The sequence below is a fragment of the Pseudoalteromonas sp. CnMc7-15 genome (assembly GCF_022347925.1).
GTDB classification, from domain to species: Bacteria; Pseudomonadota; Gammaproteobacteria; order Enterobacterales; family Alteromonadaceae; genus Pseudoalteromonas; species Pseudoalteromonas ruthenica.
On sequence record NZ_JAKRFT010000005.1, the window covers coordinates 399,200 to 422,164 of the forward strand.

A 22,965-nucleotide genomic window follows, 5' to 3' on the forward strand; every position below is an offset into this window, starting at 1 on the left:
TTAAGCCAACTTTTTACGGTCAACACTGGCGACAACGCGATGAGCAGAGTATGATACGCAGTAACCGAGTAAAATAGTCAAGTATAGCGTTGTTACTATGATCACAATTTCAGAATCTGCTCAAAGCCACTTTGCCAAATTGCTTAGTGAGCAAGCCGAAGGCACCAACATCCGTGTATTTGTTGTCAATCCTGGCACATCACAAGCTGAGTGCGGGGTGTCTTACTGCCCTGCCGATGCCGTTGAGGAAGGTGACATTCGTCTGAACTTCAATGGCTTCGATGCTGTTGTCGACAGTGAGAGTGCACCCTTTTTGGAAGATGCCGAAATCGACTTTGTTACCGACCAAATGGGCACACAACTCACTCTCAAAGCACCTAATGCTAAAGCACGTAAGTTGTCTGACGATGCCTCATTAGAGGAGCGTGTAGAGCACATGTTGCAAACTGATGTGAACCCACAGCTTGCGAATCACGGCGGTCAAGTACAGCTAGTAGAAATTACCGCTGATGGCATTGCCATTTTACAATTCGGCGGCGGCTGTAATGGTTGTTCAATGATTGATGTGACCCTCAAAGAGGGTATCGAGAAGGAAATGGTCGCTAAATTTAGCGAAATCTCTGGCGTGCGTGATATCACCGAGCATAGCCGTGGCGAACACTCATACTACTAAGTTTAAACGCCTAGTATATAGCTTGGGCAGCGAGCCCAAGCTAAGCCTCAGGCGATTTTTTATCGGTTTAGGCTTATTTGCCATCGCCATGGGCCTCATTGCGGCAGGCTACTTTTATGTACCACTGTTACAAGTCCCTGGCCTTATTCTACTCGCCGTTGCCCTATTTTTTGCCTTTTGGGGCTATCTGGGAATTTTTGCTAATCGCTTTTCGCAGGTTATATCAGCAACTGATGTGACTTGGCCAGACGATGATAACGTAGCGCCAAAGTAATCCCGCGCAAGCCCATAAAGGCCGTCATCGCCGCCCACAGCGCGTGATTACCTAGACCTTGAGTCAGGGCAAAAACACCAAAGAAGCCCACAGCTGCTGAGAAGATCATGGTATTGCGCATATCCTTGGCCCGCATTAGCCCCACAAAAACACCATCGAATAGAAAACAGCCCATAGCGATAAGTGGCATGGCGATAAGCCAAGGTAAATAAGTAATTGCCATGTCGTTAACTGCGGGCACATCGGTCAGCAGACGAATAATTTGCGCACCACCGAGTAGGAAGATAAGTGCATATAGCAACGCAAAAACTAAGCCCCATTGCATACTGATACGCACCCACATACGCACACGTTGCTCATCTTTGGCTCCTTTAGCCTGCCCCACTTTGGCCTCCGCTGCATAAGCAATACCATCCATAGCAAAACTGATTAGCAGTAAGAAATTCATTAACACCGCGTTCGCCGCCAACACCACATCACCAAGACGCGCCCCGTAAAAAGTCATAAAGCTAAAGCACAGCTGCAGCATCAGCGAACGAAAGAAAATATCGCCATTGAGACGCAGCAAGGCGCCTAATTGTAGTAGTTTAGGGGATAAATACCAGTGCCATTGCAACTGATGGCGTTTAAATAAACGGCTCACTAACCACAGTGCAAACCCGAGAGCACAGTAATCAGCCATCACGGATGCTAAGGCCGCACCTTTGACTCCCATTTCGAGGCCCAATACGAAGTAAAGATCGAGTGCTATATTGACCACATTGGTTAATAACACCAGCAGGAAAGGGCCACGACCATACTGTACACCGAGCATCCAACCCAACAACACCAAGTTACTCAGTGCTGCGGGGGCACTGTAAATACGAATATAAAAGTAATGATTGGCTTGCTCAATTGTTTGCGCCGAGGCATCGGAGAGTTGTGCCATTAACCAGGCTAAAGGATGCTGGCAAACAATGAGTAGTAGCGCCACCAGCAGCGCTAACATGATACTTTTCTGTAGCGAGGCCACAAGCTGGCGCTTGTTCTGTTCGCCATAAGCCGTAGCAATAAGCCCGGTGGTACTCATGCGCAAAAAGCCCGCCAGCCAAAACAACATGGAAATAACCGTTGCACCTAGGGCTATACCTGCTAAATAATGGGCACTCCCGAGGTGACCTATGACCGCCGTATCAACCAAGCCTAGTAATGGCACGGTGATATTCGATAGAATCATAGGCCCAGCAAGCATCAATAAGCTTTTATGGTGGGTATTATGTTTAAAAAAGTGTCCCATGTAGTAATTTTCTCTTTCTTTGCACTGGCGTGCGCATCGGCTCAAGCTGCCGTTATTCTACAGTATCATCACGTAAGTAAAACCTTGCCTAAGGTCACCAGTGTTGATGCCAGTACATTTCGTGCTCATATGCAGTACCTTAAAAAAAATGATTTTGAAGTCATTGCGTTAGACACTCTGATTGAAGGACTCAAACAGGGCGAAAGCTATAATGATAAAACCGTGGCCATTACCTTTGATGATGGTTACGACAACAATATTGAGCAAGCAGCGCCTATTCTTAACGAGTTCGGCTACCCCTATACCATATTTGTTAACCCCAAACTTATTGATGAGCAGCGCAGCCATGTCATGACCTGGGAGCAGCTCAAGACACTCAGTCAGCAAGGTGCCCTTATCGCTAATCATAGCGCTCAGCATGACTATCTGCACCACCGCTTAGATGGCGAGAGTGACGCCCAATGGCAAGAGCGTATCCGCGCGGATTTACAGTATTCAGAAAAACGTATAGAGGAAGAGTTGGGTTACAGCTTAAAGTATTTAGCTTACCCTTATGGCGAATTTGACCGAGCCTTACAAAAACTGGTGCAAGACATGGGTTATGTTGGCATAGGACAACATTCAGGGGCCGTAGGCCCAGACAACGACTTCACGCGTTTACCACGTTTTCCCGCATCTGGTTTTTATGCAGACTTGGATACCCTGTCTACTAAACTGGCATCCCTGCCGTTTCATATCGATACCTTAACCTATGACGATACAGTCACGACAAAACGCCAACCTGAACTGACGATCTCGTTCAAAGAAAAAGGCTTTCATCAAAATCAATTCGCTTGCTATGTGTCTGGTCAAGGTCGGGCCGAACTCAACTGGCTCTCTGCTAAGCAGGTTAAAATCACCGCTAAACAAGAGTTGGGAGACGGGCGTGCCCGTTACAACTGCACTGCGCCTTCACAACAAGCGAGCGGGCGCTACTTTTGGTTTTCACAACCTTGGGTGATCACTTCTTCGCCTGTTCAATAAGCCATTGCGGAGATTTAGCTAAACTCAAGGTTACCTGTGCGGCCCCAAGGTCAATGGCGGCCTTGGGCATGCCCCAAACCACTGAACTTGCCTGATCCTGGGCCGCTGTTACTGCTCCTGCCTGTTTTAACTGTAACAGCCCCTTGGCACCATCAGCCCCCATGCCCGTTAGTAATAGTGCACAGGTGTGCTTAGCTAGTTGTTGCTCAACAATGGACGAAAACATCACATCCACCGCTGGACGATGACGATTAACCGGTTCGCTTGATGACAACCGACACACCAGTTTACCGCCTTTACGCTGCACCATCAGGTGCTCGCCACCTGGCGCGATATAGATATTGCCCGCCTTAATGACTTGCTCATCACTTGCCTCATGCACCTGCATCGCACAAACATTATTCATACGTATGGCAAAAGACTGGCTGAATACCGGTGGTATGTGTTGGGTGATAACCACCGCAGGGAAGTTTTCAGGTAAGCGAGTAATCACTTCTTTAATAGCTTCGGTACCACCGGTAGATGCACCTATGGCTACGAGGTGGTTGAGTTTAAACTGTTGGTCTTTTTGAACGGTTACCGGCGCAAGTGTTTTGCTGGAGTGACGACGAATGTTGGCCTTAGCCGCAGTGCGCACTTTTTGCTGTACTGAACCTGCATAAGCTTGCATTTGGGTGCGAACATTATTGGTGGGCTTAGCAACAAAGTCTACAGCTCCCAACTCCAACGCTTCGAGTGTAATAGGTGCGCCCTGCTGGGTCAGTGTCGAAATCATCACCACCGGCATTGGTCGCAAGCGCATGAGGTTTTTTAAAAAGCTGATGCCATCCATTTTTGGCATTTCAATATCGAGAGTGAGCACATCAGGGTTGAGCTGTTTTATCATCTCCCTTGCCTGGTAGGGATCGCTGGCACAGCCCACCACCTCCATATCATGGGCGTCAGTAATAATTTCCTTTAATAGTGACTGGATTAGCGCTGAGTCATCGATAATTAATACACGGATCATGGTCACTCCTAAAACAGCTCAATATCGGTATTGCTGTCTGTCTGCTCAAGATCGCGAAGGTATTTCAGTTCTCGTTTCTGAATAGTGTCGTTGTGCATTGTGCGCAGCTTTTTCACCTTCACTGCGCCTGATTCTGGGTGAAAGAGCACTTTTCTCGGCCAAGGGCCACCTACATCATGTGCAACCAAGTTCAGCCCTTCCTCCTTTAGATATGCATTGGCAAAGCGGATATTGCCCATACCGACATCGGTCATAGAGCGAATAATCTTGCCGCCACCAAATAGTTTCACTTGTAGGTTCTTGCGCAATCCACCATTTTTAACAATTTCATTAATCAAAAATTCCATTGCCCAGTTCCCATAGCGGCAGTCGGTGCTATCGGGATCTATTTGCTCCAGTTGCAAAGAGCTGGGTAACATAAAATGATTCATACCACCGATCCCCATTACCGGGTCGTAGATACACGCGGCAATACATGATCCCAGTACCGTTGACACCAACTCATCTTGCTTGGTGACATAAAACTCACCGGGCAACACCTTAGCCATCACTTTATTGCGGCCGGAGTCCCAAAACCGTTTTATTTGCTCAAACCCGCGTAAGGTTGGCTTGAATGCTGGGTTCATGAACCTACCTTAGAATACATAGTACGACCTAGGTTATTGAACTGAGTTTGCTCTTTACCCATGGTTTCGGAGTGGCCTAAAAATAAGTGCCCTCCGGGTTTGAGCCGCTGTGCAAATAAATTGTAGAGGTGCTCTTTGGTCACTTTGTCGAAGTAAATCACTACATTTCTGCAAAAAATAACGTCGAATTGCCCCTTCATAGGCCAAGGCTCGAGTAAGTTTAAGCGCTTAAAAGTAATGTACTTCTGTAGTGCCTGCTTCACTTTCATTTGTTCGCCACTGCGGCTTTTTAAAAACCATGTTTTCAACAGTGGCTCCGGGATCCCTGTGACCTGTCGCTGGTTGTACACTCCCTGTTGTGCGCTGTGCAACACATTGGAGTCTAAATCGGTCGCAAGAATCTTGATATCCCAGCCAACACGCGGACAAACTTTGGCAACCGACATCGCAATGGAGTATGGTTCTTCGCCTGTGGAACACCCTGCCGACCAGATACGAATTTTATGATCGCGAGTATTTTCTTTTAACGCTCGCGGGAGCAGCTCCTTTTCTAGGTAATCGAAGTGGTGCTTCTCACGGTAAAATGACGTTAGATTGGTGGTCAATGCGTTAATAAAGTGGCTCAGCTCCTGCTCGGGATGCTGCTCCAAAAACGCTAGGTATTGCTTGAATTTGGTAAACCCGTATTGGCGCAACCGTTTTGCCAGCCGCGAATACACCATTTCTCGTTTATGCGGTCCGAGCACGATGCCGCACGCTTGATAAACTTGCCCAGCAATACTTTTAAAGTCTTTATCTGTAAAAATAAACTCCGACATTGCTGGGCCTCCTCGCCAATACGCACTTTAGTTGGGCACATCATGTAGCCACTACGCTATTAAAATTCTTCCCACTCGTCTCCATCATCAACAAAGTTATTCCCTGAGGGGGCAGGTGATTTATTTGCTTGCGTTTTAGCTCCGTTCAAACGTTTCACAGCATTACTCGGGCTCGTACTCATATCCGGAAGAGCTGCTTGCATATTGATGGAGAAAAAACTCAGTAGCTGGCGCATACTATTGGCCTGCTCCGCCATCGATTCGCTAGCAGCAGAGGCTTGTTCAACCAAGGCTGCATTTTGTTGAGTCATCTCATCCATTTGCGCCACGGCTTTATTTACTTGTTCAATACCTGCACTTTGCTCAATTGAGGCTTCTGAAATATCAGAGATCATTTGCGTTACTTTTTGCACCGACTCAACAATGTCTTGCAACGTTGCACCTGATTCATTCACTAGTACGGTGCCATCCTCAACCTTGCCGACACTGTCACGGATAAGCTCCTTAATTTCTTTTGCCGCACCCGCTGAGCGTTGTGCTAAGTTACGCACTTCACCGGCAACCACCGCAAAGCCGCGACCTTGCTCACCAGCTCGGGCCGCTTCCACGGCAGCATTAAGTGCAAGCAGGTTGGTTTGAAAAGCAATCTCATCAATAACACCAATAATATCGGCAATTTTCTTACTCGCTTCGTTAATCTCTGCCATGCCTGAGACAGCACGATTAACCACGTCGCCACCTTGCTTGGCCTTGTCGCATGTTTTCTCTGCAAGCTCACTGGCAACCTTGGCATTATCGGCATTTTGCTTCACCGTGCTGGTCATCTCTTCCATACTCGATGCGGTTTCTTCCAGCGATGAGGCTTGTTCCTCGGTACGCTGGCTTAAGTCGGTGTTACCTTGTGAGATTTCCTCCGCTCCAGTGGCCACCAAGTTGGCTGAGCTGGTGATCTTCTCAATCATCTCGGTGAGCTTATCAGCGGTACTGTTGGCATCACGCTTGAGCTTTTCGAAGGCTCCCTGGAAGTCACTATCAATACGCTTAGTTAAATCACCATGAGCTAATGAATCCAGCATAGTGGCCGTTTCATCCACTGCTTCATCCACCACCTCTACCAGTTGGTTAAGGCCTTTAGATAAACGCAGGAAGAAGTCATCTTTGCCATCTAAACTCACGCGAGCATTCAGCTCCCCTCTGCGAGCAGCGCCTACTAAGTCATTGATTTCTTTCTCAATAGAGACCTCGGCGGTGCGATCGTTCCACTCGACTACGGTCCCCGCACGCTCACCTTCCTCGGTTAATATTGGGTTGGCAACTAATCCGAAGGTCCGCCCACCGACGACAATCTCTGTACTGTAGGTGGTAGCGAGTTTCTCTAACATTGAGCGTTGATGCGCTGGGTTTTTATGAAATACATCAATGTTTTGACCAAGCAAGTTGCTACTGTCGAAGTTGGGTAAGTCTTTGCGTAAGTCTCGCTCAGCATTGCGCATCATGTTGACCACCGCCTCGTTCAAATACACGATGTTATGGTCATTGTCGGCAATCATGGTATTGGTCGAGACATTATCTAAGGCACGGCGTACACGTAGGTTCTCTCGTGCTGCCTGTTTTTGTTTCTCCTCTCGAGCAAGCTCTTCGGTCATATCCTGCCATTCAACAATGGTTCCTAGACGCTTGCCATCTTCGTCAACCCAAGGCGTTGCTATTAGGTTGAAAGTCAGCCCGGCAAGTTTAAGGTTAGTGTTGTAGGGTTCATCAAGTTTTGCCAGCATTGCCCGCTGGTGCGACGGTTTAGCATGGAAGTCATCCACGCACGTTCCTATCAAGTCATCCACTTTAAAGTTAGGCAATGCTGATTGAATTTGTTTTTCGCGATTGCGCAGCATGGCTTTGACTTGTTCGTTAACAAACACAATATTAAGGTCGTTGTCAGCCATCATGACATTGGCTTGGCAAACCTTTAATGCACTTGCTAGGCGCGCTGACTCCCGTGCTTGTCGTTGTTGTTGGCGCTGCTCGGTGATATCAGTGGCATATTTCACTACCTTTACAGGGTCACCATTCATATCAAAAATAGGGTTGTAGGATGCTTGGATCCATATTTCTGCGCCATTCTTACCAATACGTTTGTATTGTCCTGAATTATACTCACCTTGGCTTAAGCGCTGCCAAAACACAGTATACTCAGGGCTTGCCGCCTCCTCAGGGGTGACAAACATGCGGTGATGCTGGCCTTTAATCTCTTCCAAACGGTAGCCTAAGGTTGATAAAAAGTTATCATTGGCAGTGATAATGGTGCCATCTAACTCGAACTCTATCACTGCTTGAACCCGTGATATCGCTTTTGCCCGCCCTTCTAGCTCGGCTCGCTTGAGCTTAGATTCAGTAATATCGGTGGCAAACTTGACCACCTTAACGACCTCACCCTGCTGATTCATGACGGGGTTATACGATGCTTGGATCCAGATATCTTCTCCAGATTTGTCTACACGCCGAAACTCATCGCTAATATATTCGCCGGCGCTTAAACGCTGCCAAAAACGTTTATATTCGGGGCTTGAAGCCTCCTTGGCGTCGACAAATAATCGGTGATGTTGGCCTTGGATTTCTTCAAGGTTATAACCCATCACGCGCAGGAAGTTATCATTAGCGGTTAAGATATTCCCCGATGGGGTGAATTCGATCACTGCTTGAGACCTGTTTAATGCCTTTAATAGCATTGTGTCTTCATTTGAAGTGTTTGATTCCTTAGTAAACCAGCCCATGCTTTTCCACCCTGTTAGTACTTGTTCGCCATTAACAATCGAGTATTTTTGGCAAATCCAGAAGAATGACCATGGTTTCCCCTACATTAACGAGTCGCTCCACCAATTCGTTGTCGCTTGAATCGTTAAACTCCGGGATCCCTTTCGCATCCTGTTGATTAATTGCGTAAACATCGGACACAGCGTCAACCACCAAGCCCATTACCTTAGTTTTCTCTCTTACTTGCTCTTTAACCACGATGACGACCGTCAGAGGCCCGTAAGGCTGTGGCTCAATCCCAAAGCGCAAACGCAAGTCAATGATCGGTACGATAGTTCCTCTGAGGTTAATGACCCCTTTGATATAATCTGGGGCATTAGGAATCGCGGTTATTTCCTCCCAACCACGTATTTCTTGTACACTCAGGATATCCATGCCGTACTCTTCGTCAGCCATCATGAATGTCAGGTATTGCTGAATGTGACCCTGATTATTCTGCAAGATAATATGTTCGTTAATGCCTTCTACTTTCATACCTGCTCCTCATGCAGGGCTGCAGCATCAATGAGTGCCTCTTGTGCACCTGGCTTTTTCAAACCGGCCATTTTGGTTAACCCGGCAATATCAACGATCAGCGATACCCGCCCATCACCGAGAATAGTCGCACCGGAAACACCATCAACCTTCTGATAGTTCGCCTCTAAACTTTTTATTACCACTTGCTGTTGCGCCAGTAAGTCGTCCACCAGCAGGCCCACTTTTTGGTTATCACACTCGACCACGACCAGAAGAGCTTTATCAAGTTCGGTAATGGCATCATGATGATTGAACAGTTGGTATAACCGTAAAATGGGAATGTATTCATCACGCAGCCGCAGTACCTCCAAGCTTTTGCCAACCCGGCTGACCTTATTGGTATCAATTTGTAATGACTCAACGATGGTAATGAGCGGCACAATATAAGTATGTTCGGCAATGCGGACCAGTTGACCATCTAAAATAGCGAGCGTTAGTGGCAAACGGATGGTAAAAGTGGACCCCGTACCTGGTGTCGATACCACCTCGATAGAGCCGCTTAAGGAACTAATGTTCTGGCGCACCACGTCCATGCCGACACCGCGCCCGGAGATGTCACTCACTTCGTCGGCTGTGGAGAACCCAGGTTCGAAAATGAGCTCGTTAATGTCGTCGTCACTAAGCTCTTCATTGCCATCGATTAGGCCATTAGCAATGGCTTTTTCTCTGATTTTTTCGGTATTTAGGCCTCGTCCATCGTCCATTATTTCAATCACAATATTGCCGCCTTGGTGAAAGGCGTTGAGTGTCACTGTGCCAATTTCAGGTTTACCACTTTGTTTACGCTGTTCTGGTGTCTCTAGGCCGTGATCTAACGAGTTGCGCACTAAATGCACCATGGGATCAGAGATCTTCTCCATCACGGTTTTATCAAGCTCGGTACCCTCGCCAAGAATTTTTAACTCCACCTGCTTACCGAGTTTTTGCGATATATCTCGCACTAAACGTGGGAATCGACTGAATACAAAACTAATTGGCAGCATGCGAATACGCATGACATTTTCTTGTAAATCGCGGGTATTATGCGCTAACTGTGCAAGTCCTTCCTGCAGTGCAGCCAGGGTATTTTCGGTCACTTCCTGCTCACCCAGTTGGCTGAGCATAGATTGCGTAATAACCAGCTCACCCACCATATTGATTAACGAGTCAATTTTATCTATGCCAACACGAATGGAAGTCGACTCATTAGATTTAGCTTTATTTGCTTTGCCTTTACTTGCCGGTGCTTGAGTCGCTTGGGCCACCGGTTCGTTTTCACTCGATTGCTGTGCAGCATCATCGTGCTCCAGTGGCTCAGCCGGTGCGGGTGGCTCTTGCTCTGAGAACAAGCCTCCGCACAGACTAATATCGATATCAGCATCATCTTCTACCCACTCAAACACTTCCTTAATTTGCGCTTGTGTTGCTTCAGTTTGCAAAAATACTTTCCAAGACATGAAGCATTCATCACCCTGTAGATTCTGAATTTCAGGGATGGCGGATAAATCAGCTTCAACTTCAATGACTCCGAGATCGCCCAAGTCACTGAGCATAAACAGGGGTTCATTGCCTGTTTTGAATAAATGATGGTGCGGTTTAAATAAAATTTGATAGGTGTTAGTTTCTGCTTGCTGCGAGGGTGAAGCGCTCGCTTCATTTTCGTTGGCAGCCACTTCCCCTTCACTTAGACCAAGAATTTCCTCAAATTGTTGCTGTAGCTCCTTGGCAGTGTGTAATTCTGGCTCTTGTTCGCTTTGCAGTGCCTGCAACATCTCTCGCAAGCAGTCGACCGAACGCAATAGCAGGTTTACGTGCTGTGCTTCAAGTTGACGCTGACCTTGGCGTATTTGGTCCAGCAAGGTTTCTAAAACGTGGGTAAAATCGGACACTGAAGTAAACCCAAAAGTACCACTGCCGCCTTTGATTGAGTGGGCTGCGCGGAAGATGGTATTGAGCGTTTCGCTATCGGCTTCGCCTGGAGTAAGATTTAACAGCTCACTCTCCATGGCATCAAGGCCCTCGAAACTCTCCTCAAAGAAAACTTCGAAAAATTGGCTGAGATCGATACTCATAGCCGCGCAGCCTTAGCGAATTACTTTTTTCATTACTGCAAGTAGTTGGTCTGGATTAAAGGGTTTAACTATCCAGCCGGTGGCCCCCGCAGCCTTGCCCTCAGACTTTTTGTCTAGCCCGGATTCGGTAGTAAGCATAAGCAAAGGGGTAAATTTGTAATCACCTAAGGTTCTTAGCTCTCGAATCAAGGTGATGCCATCCATAACCGGCATATTGACGTCTGAAATCACGGCATCGAACTTATCCTTTTTGGCGATCGCTAACGCTTCACTGCCATCTTTCGCTTCAGTGACTTCATAACCTGCCTTTTTCAAGGTAAAGCTCACCATTTGACGCATTGAAGCTGAGTCATCCACGGCTAGAATCTTCGTCATACCCACCCCTAATTTAGTTTCCATTTAGCGCTAAATAATTGGCTACACCCAAGCTTTGACAAGCGTTTATGAGCGCTTCACTCGAGCCTTCCCATGTAATGCTGTGATCGCCAAGTTGTAATGCTTTTTGTAACGCACACAAAAGCTGAATACAGGCAGTATCGGCGCGAGTTACATCGCTCATATCCAAACAAAGATCACTGCCCTGCTGGAGCTGCTTCAGTAGCTCTGCCTGTAAATTTTCAACTTGTGAAATGGTTAATTCGTTAGGCAACCTAAACATAAATTATGCTTGAGCATTTAACATTTCTCATATCAAAAGCTTAGACCTAGTTAGTTAGATTGCCAGCGAATTTTGTAAAAAAATCTTTAAATAAATAGAGAGTTAGGTGAATTGGCTGCCTATGTATAGACAACCGAAGGGGGACACGCTGATACTGGCTCAGCCACCGTAGTAGCTGAGTATAGATTTAAGGTCCTTGATCATGGTGTCTGTATTAATGGTTGGTACACTGCCAGCTTTAAATTCAGGTTTGAAGATAGCCCGTATTTTCCCATGCGGATCGACCAGTGCCACTGAGGCACTGTGGTCCACTAAATAGTCTCCTGTTTGCTCTTCAGTCACTGCATAAATTAGCCCTAAATTCTGGACAAAGGGGTAAAGCGCCTTGTGCGGTCCCGACACAGCCTGATAATTAGGATTAAAGTAATTAATATACTGTAGACGCTTTTGTGCAGTATCGCGATTAGGATCTACTGATATAAACCAAACGTTTATATCTTCTATGGCAAGCTTTTTTTCTACCTGCCGGAGCTTTGCCAAGGTCATGGGACACACATCAGGGCAACTGGTGTAACCTAAAAACAGCAAATCCCACTGCGATTTTAAGTCATCAACGCCGACATCGTTGCCGTGTTGATTTTTCAGCTTAAATGGCTTCACGACTTTGGCTGGCTCATACACCAGCGCATCAACCTCTAATGTCGGCTTTGAACACCCTTGTAGAAGAACAGAAAATAGCGCGGCCGCGCCTAATTTACGCCACATAAAACATCCACTTATCTATGAATAATGCGACAAAGAGTACCATTAAATGCACAATTGAAAACTTAAAAACGGCCATTGCACTGCGATGGTCCTGTTCGCGCTTTAAACGCCAAGCGTAGGCAATAAACACACCATTAAGAATAACTGCTGATAACAAGTAAAATAGCCCTGACATACCAATTAAATAGGGCAAGACGCACACTAAGGCGAGAATCACGGTATACGCCAATACACATGTTTTACAAAAATCGATACCGTGCGTCACAGGTAGCATAGGCACATTCGCTCGACGATAATCTGCCTCTCTAGCAATAGCTAAAGCCCAAAAATGCGGAGGGGTCCAAGTAAAAATGATCATCACCAAGAGCCATGGTGCTGCAGCAAGTTGCCCCGTTTCACTAACCCAACCAAGCAAAGGAGGCATCGCCCCTGCAAGCCCCCCGATAACAATATTTTGAGGCGTTGCCCGCTTTAGAAATAATGTATATACAACTGCGTAACCCACCAGTGCCATCAGCGTCAAAATGGCACACAGCCAGTTAGCAGCGCTAACCAAAGCTGCAAACCCAAGCCCACCAATCAGTGCTGCAAACATAAAGCCATTGCGCTCACTCACTCTGCCACGGGCCACCGGGCGATGGCGAGTGCGAGCCATTTTCATATCAATTTCTCGGTCCACAATATGGTTAATCACCGCTGCGGCTGCTGATAATAAGCCAATACCCAGTAAGCTCACAGCTTGTAATAGCCAACTGCGCCCCATGTCGGGAGCTAAAGCTACGCCAACCCAAGCGGTTAATACCAACATCAGCACAACCTTCGCTTTGCACATGGCTAAATAATCACGCCATGTGGTGTCTTTACTATCTCCGTACTGCCAATAAATCGCTTTGCTCATAGCCTGCTCCCTTATTAACTTTTTGATTTTTGTAGATAACACAACCGCACTAAGGTCAGTAATAGCAATAGCGCCATCAAGTTATGGGCAAGTGCCACATTTAACGGAATACTCATCTGTACTAACGCGATACCTAAACTTATTTGCGCCACTAAGGCCGCCACAACCCAGCCACACGCCTGTTTAATCATCTGTGATTGCGCACTGCGAAATACCTGCCACATGGCACTGAGCAACACCACGGCGGTAATGAGTGCGCCAAAGCGATGCAATAGATGAATAGACATACGCGATTCGAACGACAACACCCCAAATTCATAATTACTGTGCTCGGTAGGTAGCTGGAAAACACTACTGAGTGAGAACGCCTCACTGCCCGCACACATCGGGAAACCAATACAATGTGTGGCTGCATAATTTGCCGCGAGCCATCCCCCTAAGGCAATCTGTATCACCACCACAACTAACGCGGACAGGCTCCAACCTAGACTTGCTCGCGCTCCGGGGTCGCCACCAAGTACGGGCTGAGAATGGGTTCGCAGGTAAAGTAACCACAGTAAGCTAGCAATGGAAAAGCCACCAAGAAGATGCCCCATCACTACCAAAGGCTGTAAATTCATGGTCACCGTCCACATGCCCAGTAAGGCTTGGAAAATAACCAATAACAACAACACCATTGGTAAACGCAACGGGACATGGGGCAACTTTGCATGGCGTAATGCATACACCGCTAAAGCTAGGATCAATAAGCCTAGGCCGCCGGCAAAATAGCGATGCACCATCTCTTTGAGGGCTTTACCTTGATCTACCTGCGCACCAGGAAAGTGCTGCTGCACTTTTTGTATCTCATGGGCTTGATCGGGTACGGTGAGAAAGCCATAACAACCGGGCCAGTCCGGGCACCCAAGCCCTGCATCACTTAAACGTGTATAAGCGCCCAAGCCCACCACCAACACTGCGAGAATGGCAGTGCATAACACCAGAGTTTTATAATTTTTTGTCATACTGGCCTCGTTAGCTGCTGCGAGAATAGTTAAGTAGTTTTTTAATGTCTTTTAGTAACCCTTTATGGATAAGTCGATTTTGCTGCTCCTGCTCAGCGTAGTCATATTCCAATACCACCAAACCATGGCGATCTATCAAGTACAGATGACCTGCTTTTAATGCACTGGGCACTGAATCCACATGCAACACCTCGGGTACCTCGGCGCTGCGTGGCCTCTCCCCTAATACTGCCATGCGCACCTTACTTTGGTTTTTCCCGAGCGCTACATAGAGCGACTGCATGTCTTGCCACTGGGCTTGGCAAGGGTCACAATCAGCTTGATTCACTAGCGCGATAGTCCAGGGCGACACGGGGTACTGGCCCCACTGTTCAAGTTCCACCTGCGCACTCATTAAAGTGCCGTTATTACTGGTACTTGCTGGTAGCCAGCCACTTTTAAGAACGGCAATAGCCGCAACAACGGGAATAATGAAACAAGCAATAAAAATCACTAATGGTTTACGATTTGTCATACCCTCTCCTTGCACGCCAAAAGGCGGTAAGCGCAATCAATAACGCCGCTAAGGCGATGAGAAACCACTGCCATGCATAGGCTATATGCTTTTCTGCAGGCATGGTCACAGGCTGGTAATGTGGCTCGGTAGCAACTAACGGCGAAGGCGTTTGCGCATACGCCATAAAATTATAAACGGGGACTCTCGCTTGATTCGCGATTTGTGTTATATCGATTTGCTGTACACGCTTAGGCCAACCCATTGATGGTGAGCTTTGCGCCAAGGTAATTGACCCTAACGGGCCTTCTTTAATGAGCACATCATCAAGCGTTATCTGTGTCGGTAGCTGCAACTGAGGCAGTTGCTCACGTGTTGTTGGCGCAACAATGAAGCCAAGGTTGACCAGTAGCCACCGACTAGCTCCTTGAGGCATAACCAGCACCAATACGTCGTAGCCAACCCGGCCTTGATAAACCTGGTTATCAAGCAACCAGTAGTGCTGTAGCACACGACCAGACACTGCGGTTTGCATACCTGTGGCATCAACATCTGAATTGATCAGGCGCTGAGCTTGGGTAAAAGGAATGCGCCCTTTACTGGCCCATTGCTGCAATAGCTGCTCGCGCTCTTGCTTTTGCTCGGCACGATCTAACTGCCAGAAACCCAAGCCTACACAAGTACTTACTACTAACACGACAATGCTACTCCACAAAAATGCGCTAAGCTTATGAGTATTCACTCGCACACCAATTAAAGGAAAACTGCACTGTGCTTATAAAAATTATTATTGTTGCGCTGCTACTTTTTGTCATATACACCTTATTCCGTGCCATGTTGGCTATGCTGAAGTCTGACTCCAAGGTGCCGATGTCGCACTACTTAGGCAAACGTGTTGCTTTGTGCGCCATCGTCCTGATTATTATTTTGCTCGCACAGCAAGCTGGCTTGCTGCGCTTTAACCCTTCTCCGATCACAACACATACACAAATACGAATAGACACAACCACACCACATCAACAAAGTGCCAATACCAAGCCGCAGCCTGAAATGCGAAGTGCTTTTCACTGCTAAAGTGCCCTTTGATTACGCGAATGAGTACCACGGTAAGCATGATCGCTCCTAAGGTGACATGCATACCATGGAAGCCTGTGAGCAAGAAGAAGGTATTGCCATAAATACCCGAGTCTAACTTAAGGCCTAGATCCTGATATGCGTGAATGTATTCTTCACCTTGAAGAAACAGAAATACCGCGCCGAGTATCACCGTCAGAGCAAGAAACACCGTAAGCTGTTTACGGTTGTCTTTCTCAATTGCAGTATGCGCAAACTGTAAAGTCACCGAAGAAACTAGCAAAATAATGGTATTAATTAGCGGCAAACCTTGCCATCCCATAGCCTGAGTTGTATCACCGCCTGGTGTTAACTCTAGCGGCCATGAGGCGCTAAATTCAGGCCATAACACTTCGTTGGTCATCAAGTTATTACCCTCACCACCAAGCCAAGGTACAGCCAACATACGGGCATAAAATAGCGCCCCAAAAAAAGCGCCAAAGAACATGACTTCTGAGAAAATGAACCAGCTCATTCCTTGTTTAAAAGAACGATCCATTTGCGCCGAATACAAGCCACTTTGTGACTCATTAATCACATTGCGAAACCACCCCACCAGCATGTACACCAGCACCGCAATACCAGCAATAAGCCAATAGGTACCAGAGCCACCGCCTTGCTCTAACTGCATAACGCTAAGACCCGCGCCCACAGCGATAAAAAACAACGCAACAGCCCCCACTATCGGCCAGGGGCTTTGCTCCGGAACATAATATTTTTCGTATTGATTACTCATTTCGTTAACCTCGCTCGGTTTATCGCGCTTGCGCTGCGAGTAAGTCTTGTCGCTTAGCGCTGATATCAAAGAGGGTGTAAGACAGCGTTAATTCCTCATACTCCTGCGGCAACGCAGGGTCGACATAAAAGCGCAATTGGTATTCAAGCCGTTCATTGGCTTGTAGCGGCTGCTGGTCAAAGCAAAAACACGCCAATTTGTGTAAATACTTGGCTGCGAGCCCTGGAGAAACAGATGGAATAGCCTGCATGACTCGCGGCTCACCACTGGTATTCGCTGCGGCGAATGTCACCACTGTCATCGCCCCGGGTTTCACCACCACTTCTTGCTTTTGCGCTAACACTTCAAAGGGGGCACCACTTTGCGCATGGGTTGTAAAGCTCACCGTCACTTCGCGAGAGTCATCCACATGCTCGCTTTGCTGCGCCTGTTCGAGTGAGGGCTTACCATTAAGCCCTGTTACTTCGCAGAACACGTCGTAAAGCGGCACCAAGGCAAAGGCGAACGCAAACATGCCGATGACGCTGATGACTAGTTTCTTTAATAACGGTGCGTGGTTCATTACTGTACCTTAGGTGGCGTTTCAAAGGTGTGGTAGGGTGCCGGAGATGCTACCTCCCACTCCAAGCCTTCTGCGCCATCCCACACTTTCGCTGGTGCTTGCTCTCCAGCCTTGATGCACTTGAACACCACGGCAACAAACAGCAGTTGAGAGAGTCCAAAGGCGAAACCACCAATACTGATAATGGCGTTAAAATCAGCAAACTGCAGCGCATAGTCTGGAATACGTCGTGGCATACCCGCCAAACCTACAAAATGCATGGGGAAGAACAGCACATTAACGCTGACTAACGACAGCCAGAAATGCCATTTCGCTAACGTGGTGCTATACATGTGCCCAGTCCATTTTGGCAGCCAGTAATAAGCAGCGGCCATAATTGAGAACACCGCCCCTGTCACTAAAACATAGTGGAAGTGCGCCACCACGAAGTAGGTGTCATGGTACTGGAAATCCACTGGGGTAATTGCCAACATCAACCCTGAGAAGCCCCCGAGGGTAAACAACACAATAAAGGCGATAGCAAACATCATTGGTATTTCAAAGCTGATGGCACCGCGCCACATAGTGGCTACCCAGTTAAATACTTTTACTCCCGTTGGCACCGATATCAACATGGTCGAGTACATAAAGAACAATTCCCCGGCCAATGGCATACCGGTGGTAAACATATGGTGGGCCCACACCACAAAAGACAGCAAGGCGATGGAGGCCGTGGCATATACCATGGACGAATAACCGAACAGTTTTTTGCGTGAAAAGGTAGGAACTATGGTGGAGATAATGCCAAACGCTGGCAAAATCATAATGTACACTTCCGGGTGACCAAAGAACCAAAAGATATGCTGGAACATCACAGGGTCGCCACCACCGGCGGCATTGAAGAAATCAGTGCCAAAATACTTATCAGTGAGCACCATGGTCACCGCACCCGCCAACACCGGCATCACTGCAATTAATAAAAACGCAGTGATCAACCAGGTCCACACAAATAGCGGTAATTTCATCCACTTCATCCCTGGAGCACGCATATTAACGATGGTCACAATGACATTAATGGCCCCCATGATGGAGCTTATCCCCATAATGTGAATGGCAAATACAAACAGGGCAGTATTGTCGTTGCTGTAGGTGGTCGATAAGGGCGCATAGAAGGTCCACCCAAAGGCCGGACCGCCGCCTTCCATAAACAGCGACAGCAATAGGATGGCAAAAGCGAATGGCAGAATCCAAAAGCTCCAGTTATTCATTCGCGGCAAAGCCATATCTGGCGCGCCAATCATCATGGGGATCATCCAGTTAGCTAAGCCCGTAAAGGCAGGCATCACGGCGCCGAAGACCATAATCAAACCATGTACTGTGGTCATTTGGTTGAAAAAATGAGGGTCAACCAGCTGAAGTCCTGGTTGGAATAGCTCGGCTCGGATCACCATTGCCATGGCGCCACCGGTTAAAAACATCAACAACGAAAATAATAAGTACAAGGTGCCGATGTCTTTGTGGTTAGTAGTAAAAAGCCAGCGTTTAATTCCGGTTGCAGGCCCGTGATGTTCATGTGTTGCAGCTGCTGTACTCATTGTTCCTCCCCATCAATATAGGCCTGAATCACGCTTGGTTGAACGATGTCACCGGTTTCATTACCAAAGGCATTGCGTTGGTAAGTAACCACCGCAGCCAACTCTTTAAGCGTAAGTTGACCGACAAATGCCTGCATCGCAGTCCCTGGCTTACCGTGCACCACAATATCGATATGGTCGTTAATATCGCCGGTGGCTATTGGACTGCCTTTAATGGCGGGAAAGACTCCAGGTAAACCGAGCCCCGTAGGCTGATGACAAGCTGCGCAGCGAGTGATGTACACTTGCTCGCCCGATGCCATTAGCTCATCTTCAGAGAGGATTTGTTCTAGCAGCTCAGCATCGGCCTGCGCCTGAGCTTGCTTCGCTTGTTTCTGCTCTGCCAGCCAAGCGTCAAACTCTTCAGGGGGTTTTGCTTCTACGACCACCGGCATAAAGCCGTGGTCTTTACCGCATAACTCGGCGCACTGGCCGCGATACGTACCCGGTTCGTTTACGCGTGTCCAAGCTTCGTTGATAAACCCAGGGTTAGCGTCTTTCTTTACTGCAAAATCGGGCACCCACCAAGAGTGAATAACGTCATCTGAGGTCATTAAAAAACGTACTTTTTGATTAGTGGGAATGACCAAGGGTTTATCTACTTCGAGGAGGTAATTGTCGCCCTTATTTTGCGCATTTTTGATTTGCTCTTGAGGCGTTGACAGCAGTGAGTAGAAGCCCACATCGTGACCCATATACTCGTAGTGCCATTTCCATTGTGAACCAGTCACCTTAATGGTGATATCGGCCTTTGTTGTATCCTCCATAGCAATCAGGGTTTTGGTGGCCGGAACAGCCATAGCTATGAGAATAACAAATGGAATCGCTGTCCAAAGTATTTCTACTTTGGTGCTTTCATGAAAGGTAGCGGGGGTGACCCCTTTTGACTTGCGGTGTTTGAGCAGCGCCCAAAACATCACCGCGAAAACAACCACACCAATCACACAGCATATAATAAATATGGTCATGTGTAGTTGGTAAACATTTTCGCTAATGTCAGTTACCCCTTGGCGCAAGTTGTACTTGCTATTCGCGGACACCAATTGAGGGAATAACAGACATAGCAACATGAGGGAGCTCAGCTTCTTCATGTGTACCATCTCCTTATTGTTGCGCAATGCAAGGAAGAGGCGGTTACAGCTTAATACCCAATCTTCGTTATTATTATGCTTTTACCAGTCGACAACTTTGACCCTAAATAAACTGTTGAAAAACCGACCAGCAAAGCCTGTAATATAACCAATTAGTCAAAGATTGAGCTAATAGCAAGTTAATACACTATTTTTGTTTACGTTTTATTAATAAATTAACAGGAATATTCAAGCTGTTAGAAAGCACTGTGGCTAAGGAAGGAACATGGGGAAAGCCCCTAATAACAGACCTATTAGAGGCAAAATAAGTAAATTTAATTACATCCAGTCGGCGTTTCGGATCACACCTACAGCTAAGCCTTCAATATTAAAGGATTCGTTCTCTAAATCGACTTCAATGGGTGTGAATTCTTCATTCTCTGCATGCAGCAGAACCTTACGCCCAGCTTTTTCTAAACGCTTCACGGTGACATCTTCATCAACCCGCGCGACCACCACTTGGCCGTTTTCAGCCACCTGAGTGCGATGTACCGCTAATAAGTCGCCATCCATAATGCCGATATCTTTCATACTCATGCCATTTACGCGCAGCAAATAATCTGCAGCAGGCTTGAACAGCAGTGGGTCTATCTGGCAGTGACTCTCTATATGCTGTTGGGCAAGAATGGGCTCGCCCGCAGCAACGCGGCCAATTAAAGGCAGGCCCAATTGTTCGGGTTCTTCTTCCTCGACCAATTGAATACCTCGACTCGCGCCAGGCTTCATTTTGATTACGCCTTTCTTAGCCAACGCCTTAAGATGTTCTTCTGCGGCGTTAGCACTGCGAAACCCCAGTGTTTGTGCAATTTCTGCACGCGTCGGCGGCATGCCGGTATCTTTAATAAAGACTTTAATCAGCTCAAGAATTTGCGATTGGCGTTTAGTTAATGGGCGCATACAACTGGGTTTCCATACAGTACATTTAACTGTGAGTATATACAGTTAAATGAAAATCGCAAATAAAATCAGGGAATTTGCTGACCGTTGCAACCTTAATTAATGCAACTTCGCTTTTGTTCATATGCAACCTCACCTCATACTCATAAAGTGATAGGTGACGAATGCGCGACAATGCTTTAAAGTAGCGCTGTTTTAGTCATGTTATTAAGCAGTTAGATGACTCGCCAAGGTGTATTTTCAGCGTTCCTTTTACTTATTTCGGCACTGACGATAGGTGCGTGCAAAGCCGATACGGTCAAGATGTCGCGCAGCGGCCTTTGTCACCCTGAAGATTCGGCTCATTATCAACGCACTCAATCTTTTACCCCCTATGCGAACTTAGAAAGCTGTCTAGCAGACGGTGGACGTTTACCAAAGAACTACACTAAACAAACATCAGAAAATAGTTATCATCGGGATAACTGGCCACATTGGTTAGACACCGATCACGACTGCCAAGACGCCCGTGCTGAAGTGCTGATTGCCCAATCACACAGTGATGTAAGCTACACCACTCAAGCGCGCTGCACCGTGACCAGCGGCCAGTGGCATGACCCTTATTCGGGGCAGATACTACGCAATGACGATGACTTAGATATAGACCATATTGTGCCGCTTAAATTTGCCTATGAACACGGTGCTGCCACTTGGAGTCGTTCGCAAAAGGCACAATTTGCCAACGATATGGAGAATTTGCTTGCTGTTGATGATGGCCTAAATCGTAGCAAAGGCGCAAAAGGCCCTTGGCAATGGTTGCCGCCGCATCAAGATTACCGCTGTCAGTACATTCAGCGCTTTAATTACATCATGAGCAAATATGACCTTCGCTACTCGCAAAACGAAAAAGACCAAGTTCAGAGTTTGCTGCAAAGCTGCGTAGGTGAAACTTTAAACCTCAGCGCACTACCTACAACCTTGCACCAATAACCAACCGCTTGTAAGTAAATATTCTATATTGATAGAGCATCCAATGAACTCGTCGGCGAGGATATATGCTCAATATCACTATAAACGAAACACACAATACCGCCCTACTCGAACCACAAGGCCAGCTGACAGCAGAAGACTTTGCAGCAGCAGTGCGTATTATCGACCCTTATATTGAACAGCATGCAAAGCTACATGCTCTCATTATTGTTACTGAACACTTTCCGGGGTGGGATTCATTTGCCGCGTTACTCTCTCATCTGCAATTTGTGCGCGACCATCATCAAAAGGTGAATAAAGTAGCCATTGCCACCAATTCGTTGCTTGGTGACTTTGCCCAGCACCTTGGCGCACACTTTATTCATGCAGAAGTTAAATCTTTTCGTTATGAACAACGTGAACAAGCGAAGCGCTGGGCACAAAGCCCTTAACTAAAAGCGGCTACCAGGCTGATTCAAAAACGCCTGTTCAGCGTCGCTCGATTGCCGACCGAGAATATCATTACGATGTGGATAACGCCCAAAACGGTCAATGATTTCTTTGTGAGCCAGTTCATATTTATAATTACTTAAGGGCCGAAAAAGCTGCTCGGCCACCACATGAATCGCCTGGCTCTCACTGTGCATATAGGGCATGTATAAGAAACTACGCTCGGTATCATCAAGCTCTAAAGCAAACTTTTTCTCCACCGCATTCTGCGCCAAACATAAAGCCAGAGCATCGGTTGCAAACGCTTGGGCCGTATCGCGGAACATATTACGAGGAAACTGATCCAGCACTATAATTTCACATAACGCGCCTCGAGCAGATTTTCGCCAAGAATAAAGCTCGCCTTGGCGCGCTGCCTCGTAAGTAGGTAAAAATTGCTTTTTTACTGTGGCGTCAAAGTCGGCGCTTTTTTTAAACCAATCCTGTGGACTGCTGTGAGTAAACCAAAATTCGTAAACGGATTCATATTGCATGATGATCTAATGGCGAAAGTTTGCTTTCGTCCGGCAACTATTGTTTAGTTACAGCTAAGGCCAAAAGGTAGTAATTCGCAAGCTCTGAGGT

General features: G+C 47.1%; 26 protein-coding genes. 6 read left to right on the forward strand and 20 right to left on the reverse strand.

Going from position 1 to position 22,965, the window contains the following annotated elements:
• Nucleotides 1-97: 97 nt before the first annotated feature.
• Together nfuA and MHM95_RS14515 are read left to right on the forward strand one after the other, a co-directional pair.
• Nucleotides 98-673 (forward strand): Fe-S biogenesis protein NfuA, encoded by a 576-nt coding sequence (gene nfuA / locus MHM95_RS14510; RefSeq protein ID WP_022943718.1) that lies wholly within the window; start codon nucleotides 98-100, stop codon nucleotides 671-673.
• Nucleotides 651-947, forward strand: a complete 297-nt coding sequence (locus tag MHM95_RS14515; protein ID WP_239385631.1) for a hypothetical protein — start codon at nucleotides 651-653, stop codon at nucleotides 945-947. Before nfuA ends, MHM95_RS14515 begins: the two co-directional genes overlap by 23 nt.
• Here MHM95_RS14515 and dinF read toward each other — a convergent pair.
• Nucleotides 892-2,163, reverse strand: a complete 1,272-nt coding sequence (gene dinF, locus MHM95_RS14520) for an MATE family efflux transporter DinF (RefSeq protein WP_239385632.1) — start codon at nucleotides 2,161-2,163, stop codon at nucleotides 892-894. The genes MHM95_RS14515 and dinF overlap by 56 nt on opposite strands.
• A 39-nt stretch (nucleotides 2,164-2,202) precedes the next feature.
• On the opposite strand from dinF, the gene MHM95_RS14525 reads away from it, so the two are divergent.
• Complete coding sequence (locus tag MHM95_RS14525; protein WP_239385633.1) at nucleotides 2,203-3,246, forward strand: polysaccharide deacetylase family protein; 1,044 nt, start codon at nucleotides 2,203-2,205, stop codon at nucleotides 3,244-3,246.
• Here the strand turns inward: MHM95_RS14525 and MHM95_RS14530 are convergent.
• The 13 genes from MHM95_RS14530 to MHM95_RS14590 all read right to left on the reverse strand — a co-directional run bounded on the left by MHM95_RS14530 (nucleotide 3,224) and on the right by MHM95_RS14590 (nucleotide 15,634).
• Nucleotides 3,224-4,255 carry a chemotaxis response regulator protein-glutamate methylesterase gene (locus MHM95_RS14530; protein ID WP_239385634.1) on the reverse strand — a complete coding sequence of 344 codons (1,032 nt, stop codon included), beginning with the start codon at nucleotides 4,253-4,255 and terminating at the stop codon, nucleotides 3,224-3,226. The two genes, MHM95_RS14525 and MHM95_RS14530, sit on opposite strands and share 23 nt — an antisense overlap.
• Nucleotides 4,256-4,263: 8 nt before the next feature.
• A complete protein-coding gene (cheD, locus tag MHM95_RS14535) occupies nucleotides 4,264-4,881 on the reverse strand; it encodes a chemoreceptor glutamine deamidase CheD (RefSeq protein ID WP_022943714.1) in 618 nt (205 codons plus the stop codon).
• Complete coding sequence (locus MHM95_RS14540) at nucleotides 4,878-5,699, reverse strand: protein-glutamate O-methyltransferase CheR (RefSeq protein ID WP_022943713.1); 822 nt, start codon at nucleotides 5,697-5,699, stop codon at nucleotides 4,878-4,880. The genes cheD and MHM95_RS14540 overlap by 4 nt, the downstream gene beginning before the upstream one ends.
• Nucleotides 5,700-5,758: 59 nt before the next feature.
• A complete protein-coding gene (locus MHM95_RS14545) occupies nucleotides 5,759-8,467 on the reverse strand; it encodes a methyl-accepting chemotaxis protein (RefSeq protein ID WP_239385635.1) in 2,709 nt (902 codons plus the stop codon).
• A gap of 31 nt (nucleotides 8,468-8,498) precedes the next feature.
• Nucleotides 8,499-8,981 carry a chemotaxis protein CheW gene (locus MHM95_RS14550; RefSeq protein WP_022943711.1) on the reverse strand — a complete coding sequence of 161 codons (483 nt, stop codon included), beginning with the start codon at nucleotides 8,979-8,981 and terminating at the stop codon, nucleotides 8,499-8,501.
• Nucleotides 8,978-11,074 (reverse strand): chemotaxis protein CheA, encoded by a 2,097-nt coding sequence (locus MHM95_RS14555; RefSeq protein WP_239385636.1) that lies wholly within the window; start codon nucleotides 11,072-11,074, stop codon nucleotides 8,978-8,980. The genes MHM95_RS14550 and MHM95_RS14555 overlap by 4 nt, the downstream gene beginning before the upstream one ends.
• Before the next feature lie 12 nt (nucleotides 11,075-11,086).
• Complete coding sequence (locus tag MHM95_RS14560; RefSeq protein WP_026110938.1) at nucleotides 11,087-11,449, reverse strand: response regulator; 363 nt, start codon at nucleotides 11,447-11,449, stop codon at nucleotides 11,087-11,089.
• A gap of 13 nt (nucleotides 11,450-11,462) precedes the next feature.
• Nucleotides 11,463-11,732 carry an STAS domain-containing protein gene (locus MHM95_RS14565; RefSeq protein WP_022943708.1) on the reverse strand — a complete coding sequence of 90 codons (270 nt, stop codon included), beginning with the start codon at nucleotides 11,730-11,732 and terminating at the stop codon, nucleotides 11,463-11,465.
• A 159-nt stretch (nucleotides 11,733-11,891) separates the two neighbouring features.
• On the reverse strand, nucleotides 11,892-12,497 hold the full coding sequence (locus MHM95_RS14570) for an SCO family protein (RefSeq protein WP_045979083.1): 606 nt from the start codon (nucleotides 12,495-12,497) through the stop codon (nucleotides 11,892-11,894).
• Complete coding sequence (gene cyoE / locus MHM95_RS14575; protein ID WP_022943706.1) at nucleotides 12,487-13,395, reverse strand: heme o synthase; 909 nt, start codon at nucleotides 13,393-13,395, stop codon at nucleotides 12,487-12,489. The genes MHM95_RS14570 and cyoE overlap by 11 nt, the downstream gene beginning before the upstream one ends.
• A 14-nt stretch (nucleotides 13,396-13,409) precedes the next feature.
• The gene (locus MHM95_RS14580; RefSeq protein WP_239385637.1) at nucleotides 13,410-14,399 is read right to left on the reverse strand and encodes a COX15/CtaA family protein; all 990 of its coding nucleotides are present in this window, start codon (nucleotides 14,397-14,399) and stop codon (nucleotides 13,410-13,412) included.
• Between the two features lie 10 nt (nucleotides 14,400-14,409).
• The gene (locus MHM95_RS14585; protein ID WP_239385638.1) at nucleotides 14,410-14,913 is read right to left on the reverse strand and encodes a transmembrane cytochrome oxidase associated protein; all 504 of its coding nucleotides are present in this window, start codon (nucleotides 14,911-14,913) and stop codon (nucleotides 14,410-14,412) included.
• Nucleotides 14,900-15,634, reverse strand: coding sequence for an SURF1 family protein (locus MHM95_RS14590; RefSeq protein ID WP_022943703.1), 735 nt, complete (start codon nucleotides 15,632-15,634; stop codon nucleotides 14,900-14,902). Before MHM95_RS14590 ends, MHM95_RS14585 begins: the two co-directional genes overlap by 14 nt.
• 29 nt (nucleotides 15,635-15,663) lie before the next feature.
• Between MHM95_RS14590 and MHM95_RS14595 the strand changes: the two genes are divergently transcribed.
• On the forward strand, nucleotides 15,664-15,966 hold the full coding sequence (locus MHM95_RS14595) for a DUF2909 domain-containing protein (RefSeq protein WP_081604362.1): 303 nt from the start codon (nucleotides 15,664-15,666) through the stop codon (nucleotides 15,964-15,966).
• Here the strand turns inward: MHM95_RS14595 and MHM95_RS14600 are convergent.
• From MHM95_RS14600 to lexA, 5 genes are all read right to left on the reverse strand, one after another.
• Complete coding sequence (locus MHM95_RS14600) at nucleotides 15,866-16,741, reverse strand: cytochrome c oxidase subunit 3 (protein WP_045979080.1); 876 nt, start codon at nucleotides 16,739-16,741, stop codon at nucleotides 15,866-15,868. The genes MHM95_RS14595 and MHM95_RS14600 overlap by 101 nt on opposite strands.
• Before the next feature lie 19 nt (nucleotides 16,742-16,760).
• Nucleotides 16,761-17,303, reverse strand: a complete 543-nt coding sequence (locus tag MHM95_RS14605) for a cytochrome c oxidase assembly protein (RefSeq protein WP_022943701.1) — start codon at nucleotides 17,301-17,303, stop codon at nucleotides 16,761-16,763.
• Nucleotides 17,303-18,877 (reverse strand): cytochrome c oxidase subunit I, encoded by a 1,575-nt coding sequence (gene ctaD, locus MHM95_RS14610; RefSeq protein WP_022943700.1) that lies wholly within the window; start codon nucleotides 18,875-18,877, stop codon nucleotides 17,303-17,305. Before ctaD ends, MHM95_RS14605 begins: the two co-directional genes overlap by 1 nt.
• Nucleotides 18,874-20,007 (reverse strand): cytochrome c oxidase subunit II, encoded by a 1,134-nt coding sequence (gene coxB / locus MHM95_RS14615; RefSeq protein WP_022943699.1) that lies wholly within the window; start codon nucleotides 20,005-20,007, stop codon nucleotides 18,874-18,876. The genes ctaD and coxB overlap by 4 nt, the downstream gene beginning before the upstream one ends.
• Nucleotides 20,008-20,325: 318 nt before the next feature.
• Nucleotides 20,326-20,943: a transcriptional repressor LexA gene (gene lexA / locus MHM95_RS14620; protein WP_022943698.1), complete on the reverse strand. Its 618-nt coding sequence runs from the start codon at nucleotides 20,941-20,943 to the stop codon at nucleotides 20,326-20,328.
• A gap of 219 nt (nucleotides 20,944-21,162) precedes the next feature.
• Between lexA and MHM95_RS14625 the strand changes: the two genes are divergently transcribed.
• Together MHM95_RS14625 and MHM95_RS14630 are read left to right on the forward strand one after the other, a co-directional pair.
• Nucleotides 21,163-21,912: an HNH endonuclease family protein gene (locus MHM95_RS14625; protein WP_235419449.1), complete on the forward strand. Its 750-nt coding sequence runs from the start codon at nucleotides 21,163-21,165 to the stop codon at nucleotides 21,910-21,912.
• A 65-nt stretch (nucleotides 21,913-21,977) separates the two neighbouring features.
• Nucleotides 21,978-22,343, forward strand: a complete 366-nt coding sequence (locus MHM95_RS14630; protein ID WP_239385639.1) for an STAS/SEC14 domain-containing protein — start codon at nucleotides 21,978-21,980, stop codon at nucleotides 22,341-22,343.
• On the opposite strand, the gene MHM95_RS14635 is transcribed toward MHM95_RS14630, so the two are convergent.
• Nucleotides 22,344-22,874: a DUF924 family protein gene (locus MHM95_RS14635; RefSeq protein ID WP_022943696.1), complete on the reverse strand. Its 531-nt coding sequence runs from the start codon at nucleotides 22,872-22,874 to the stop codon at nucleotides 22,344-22,346. It lies immediately after the preceding gene.
• Nucleotides 22,875-22,965: the final 91 nt, after the last annotated feature.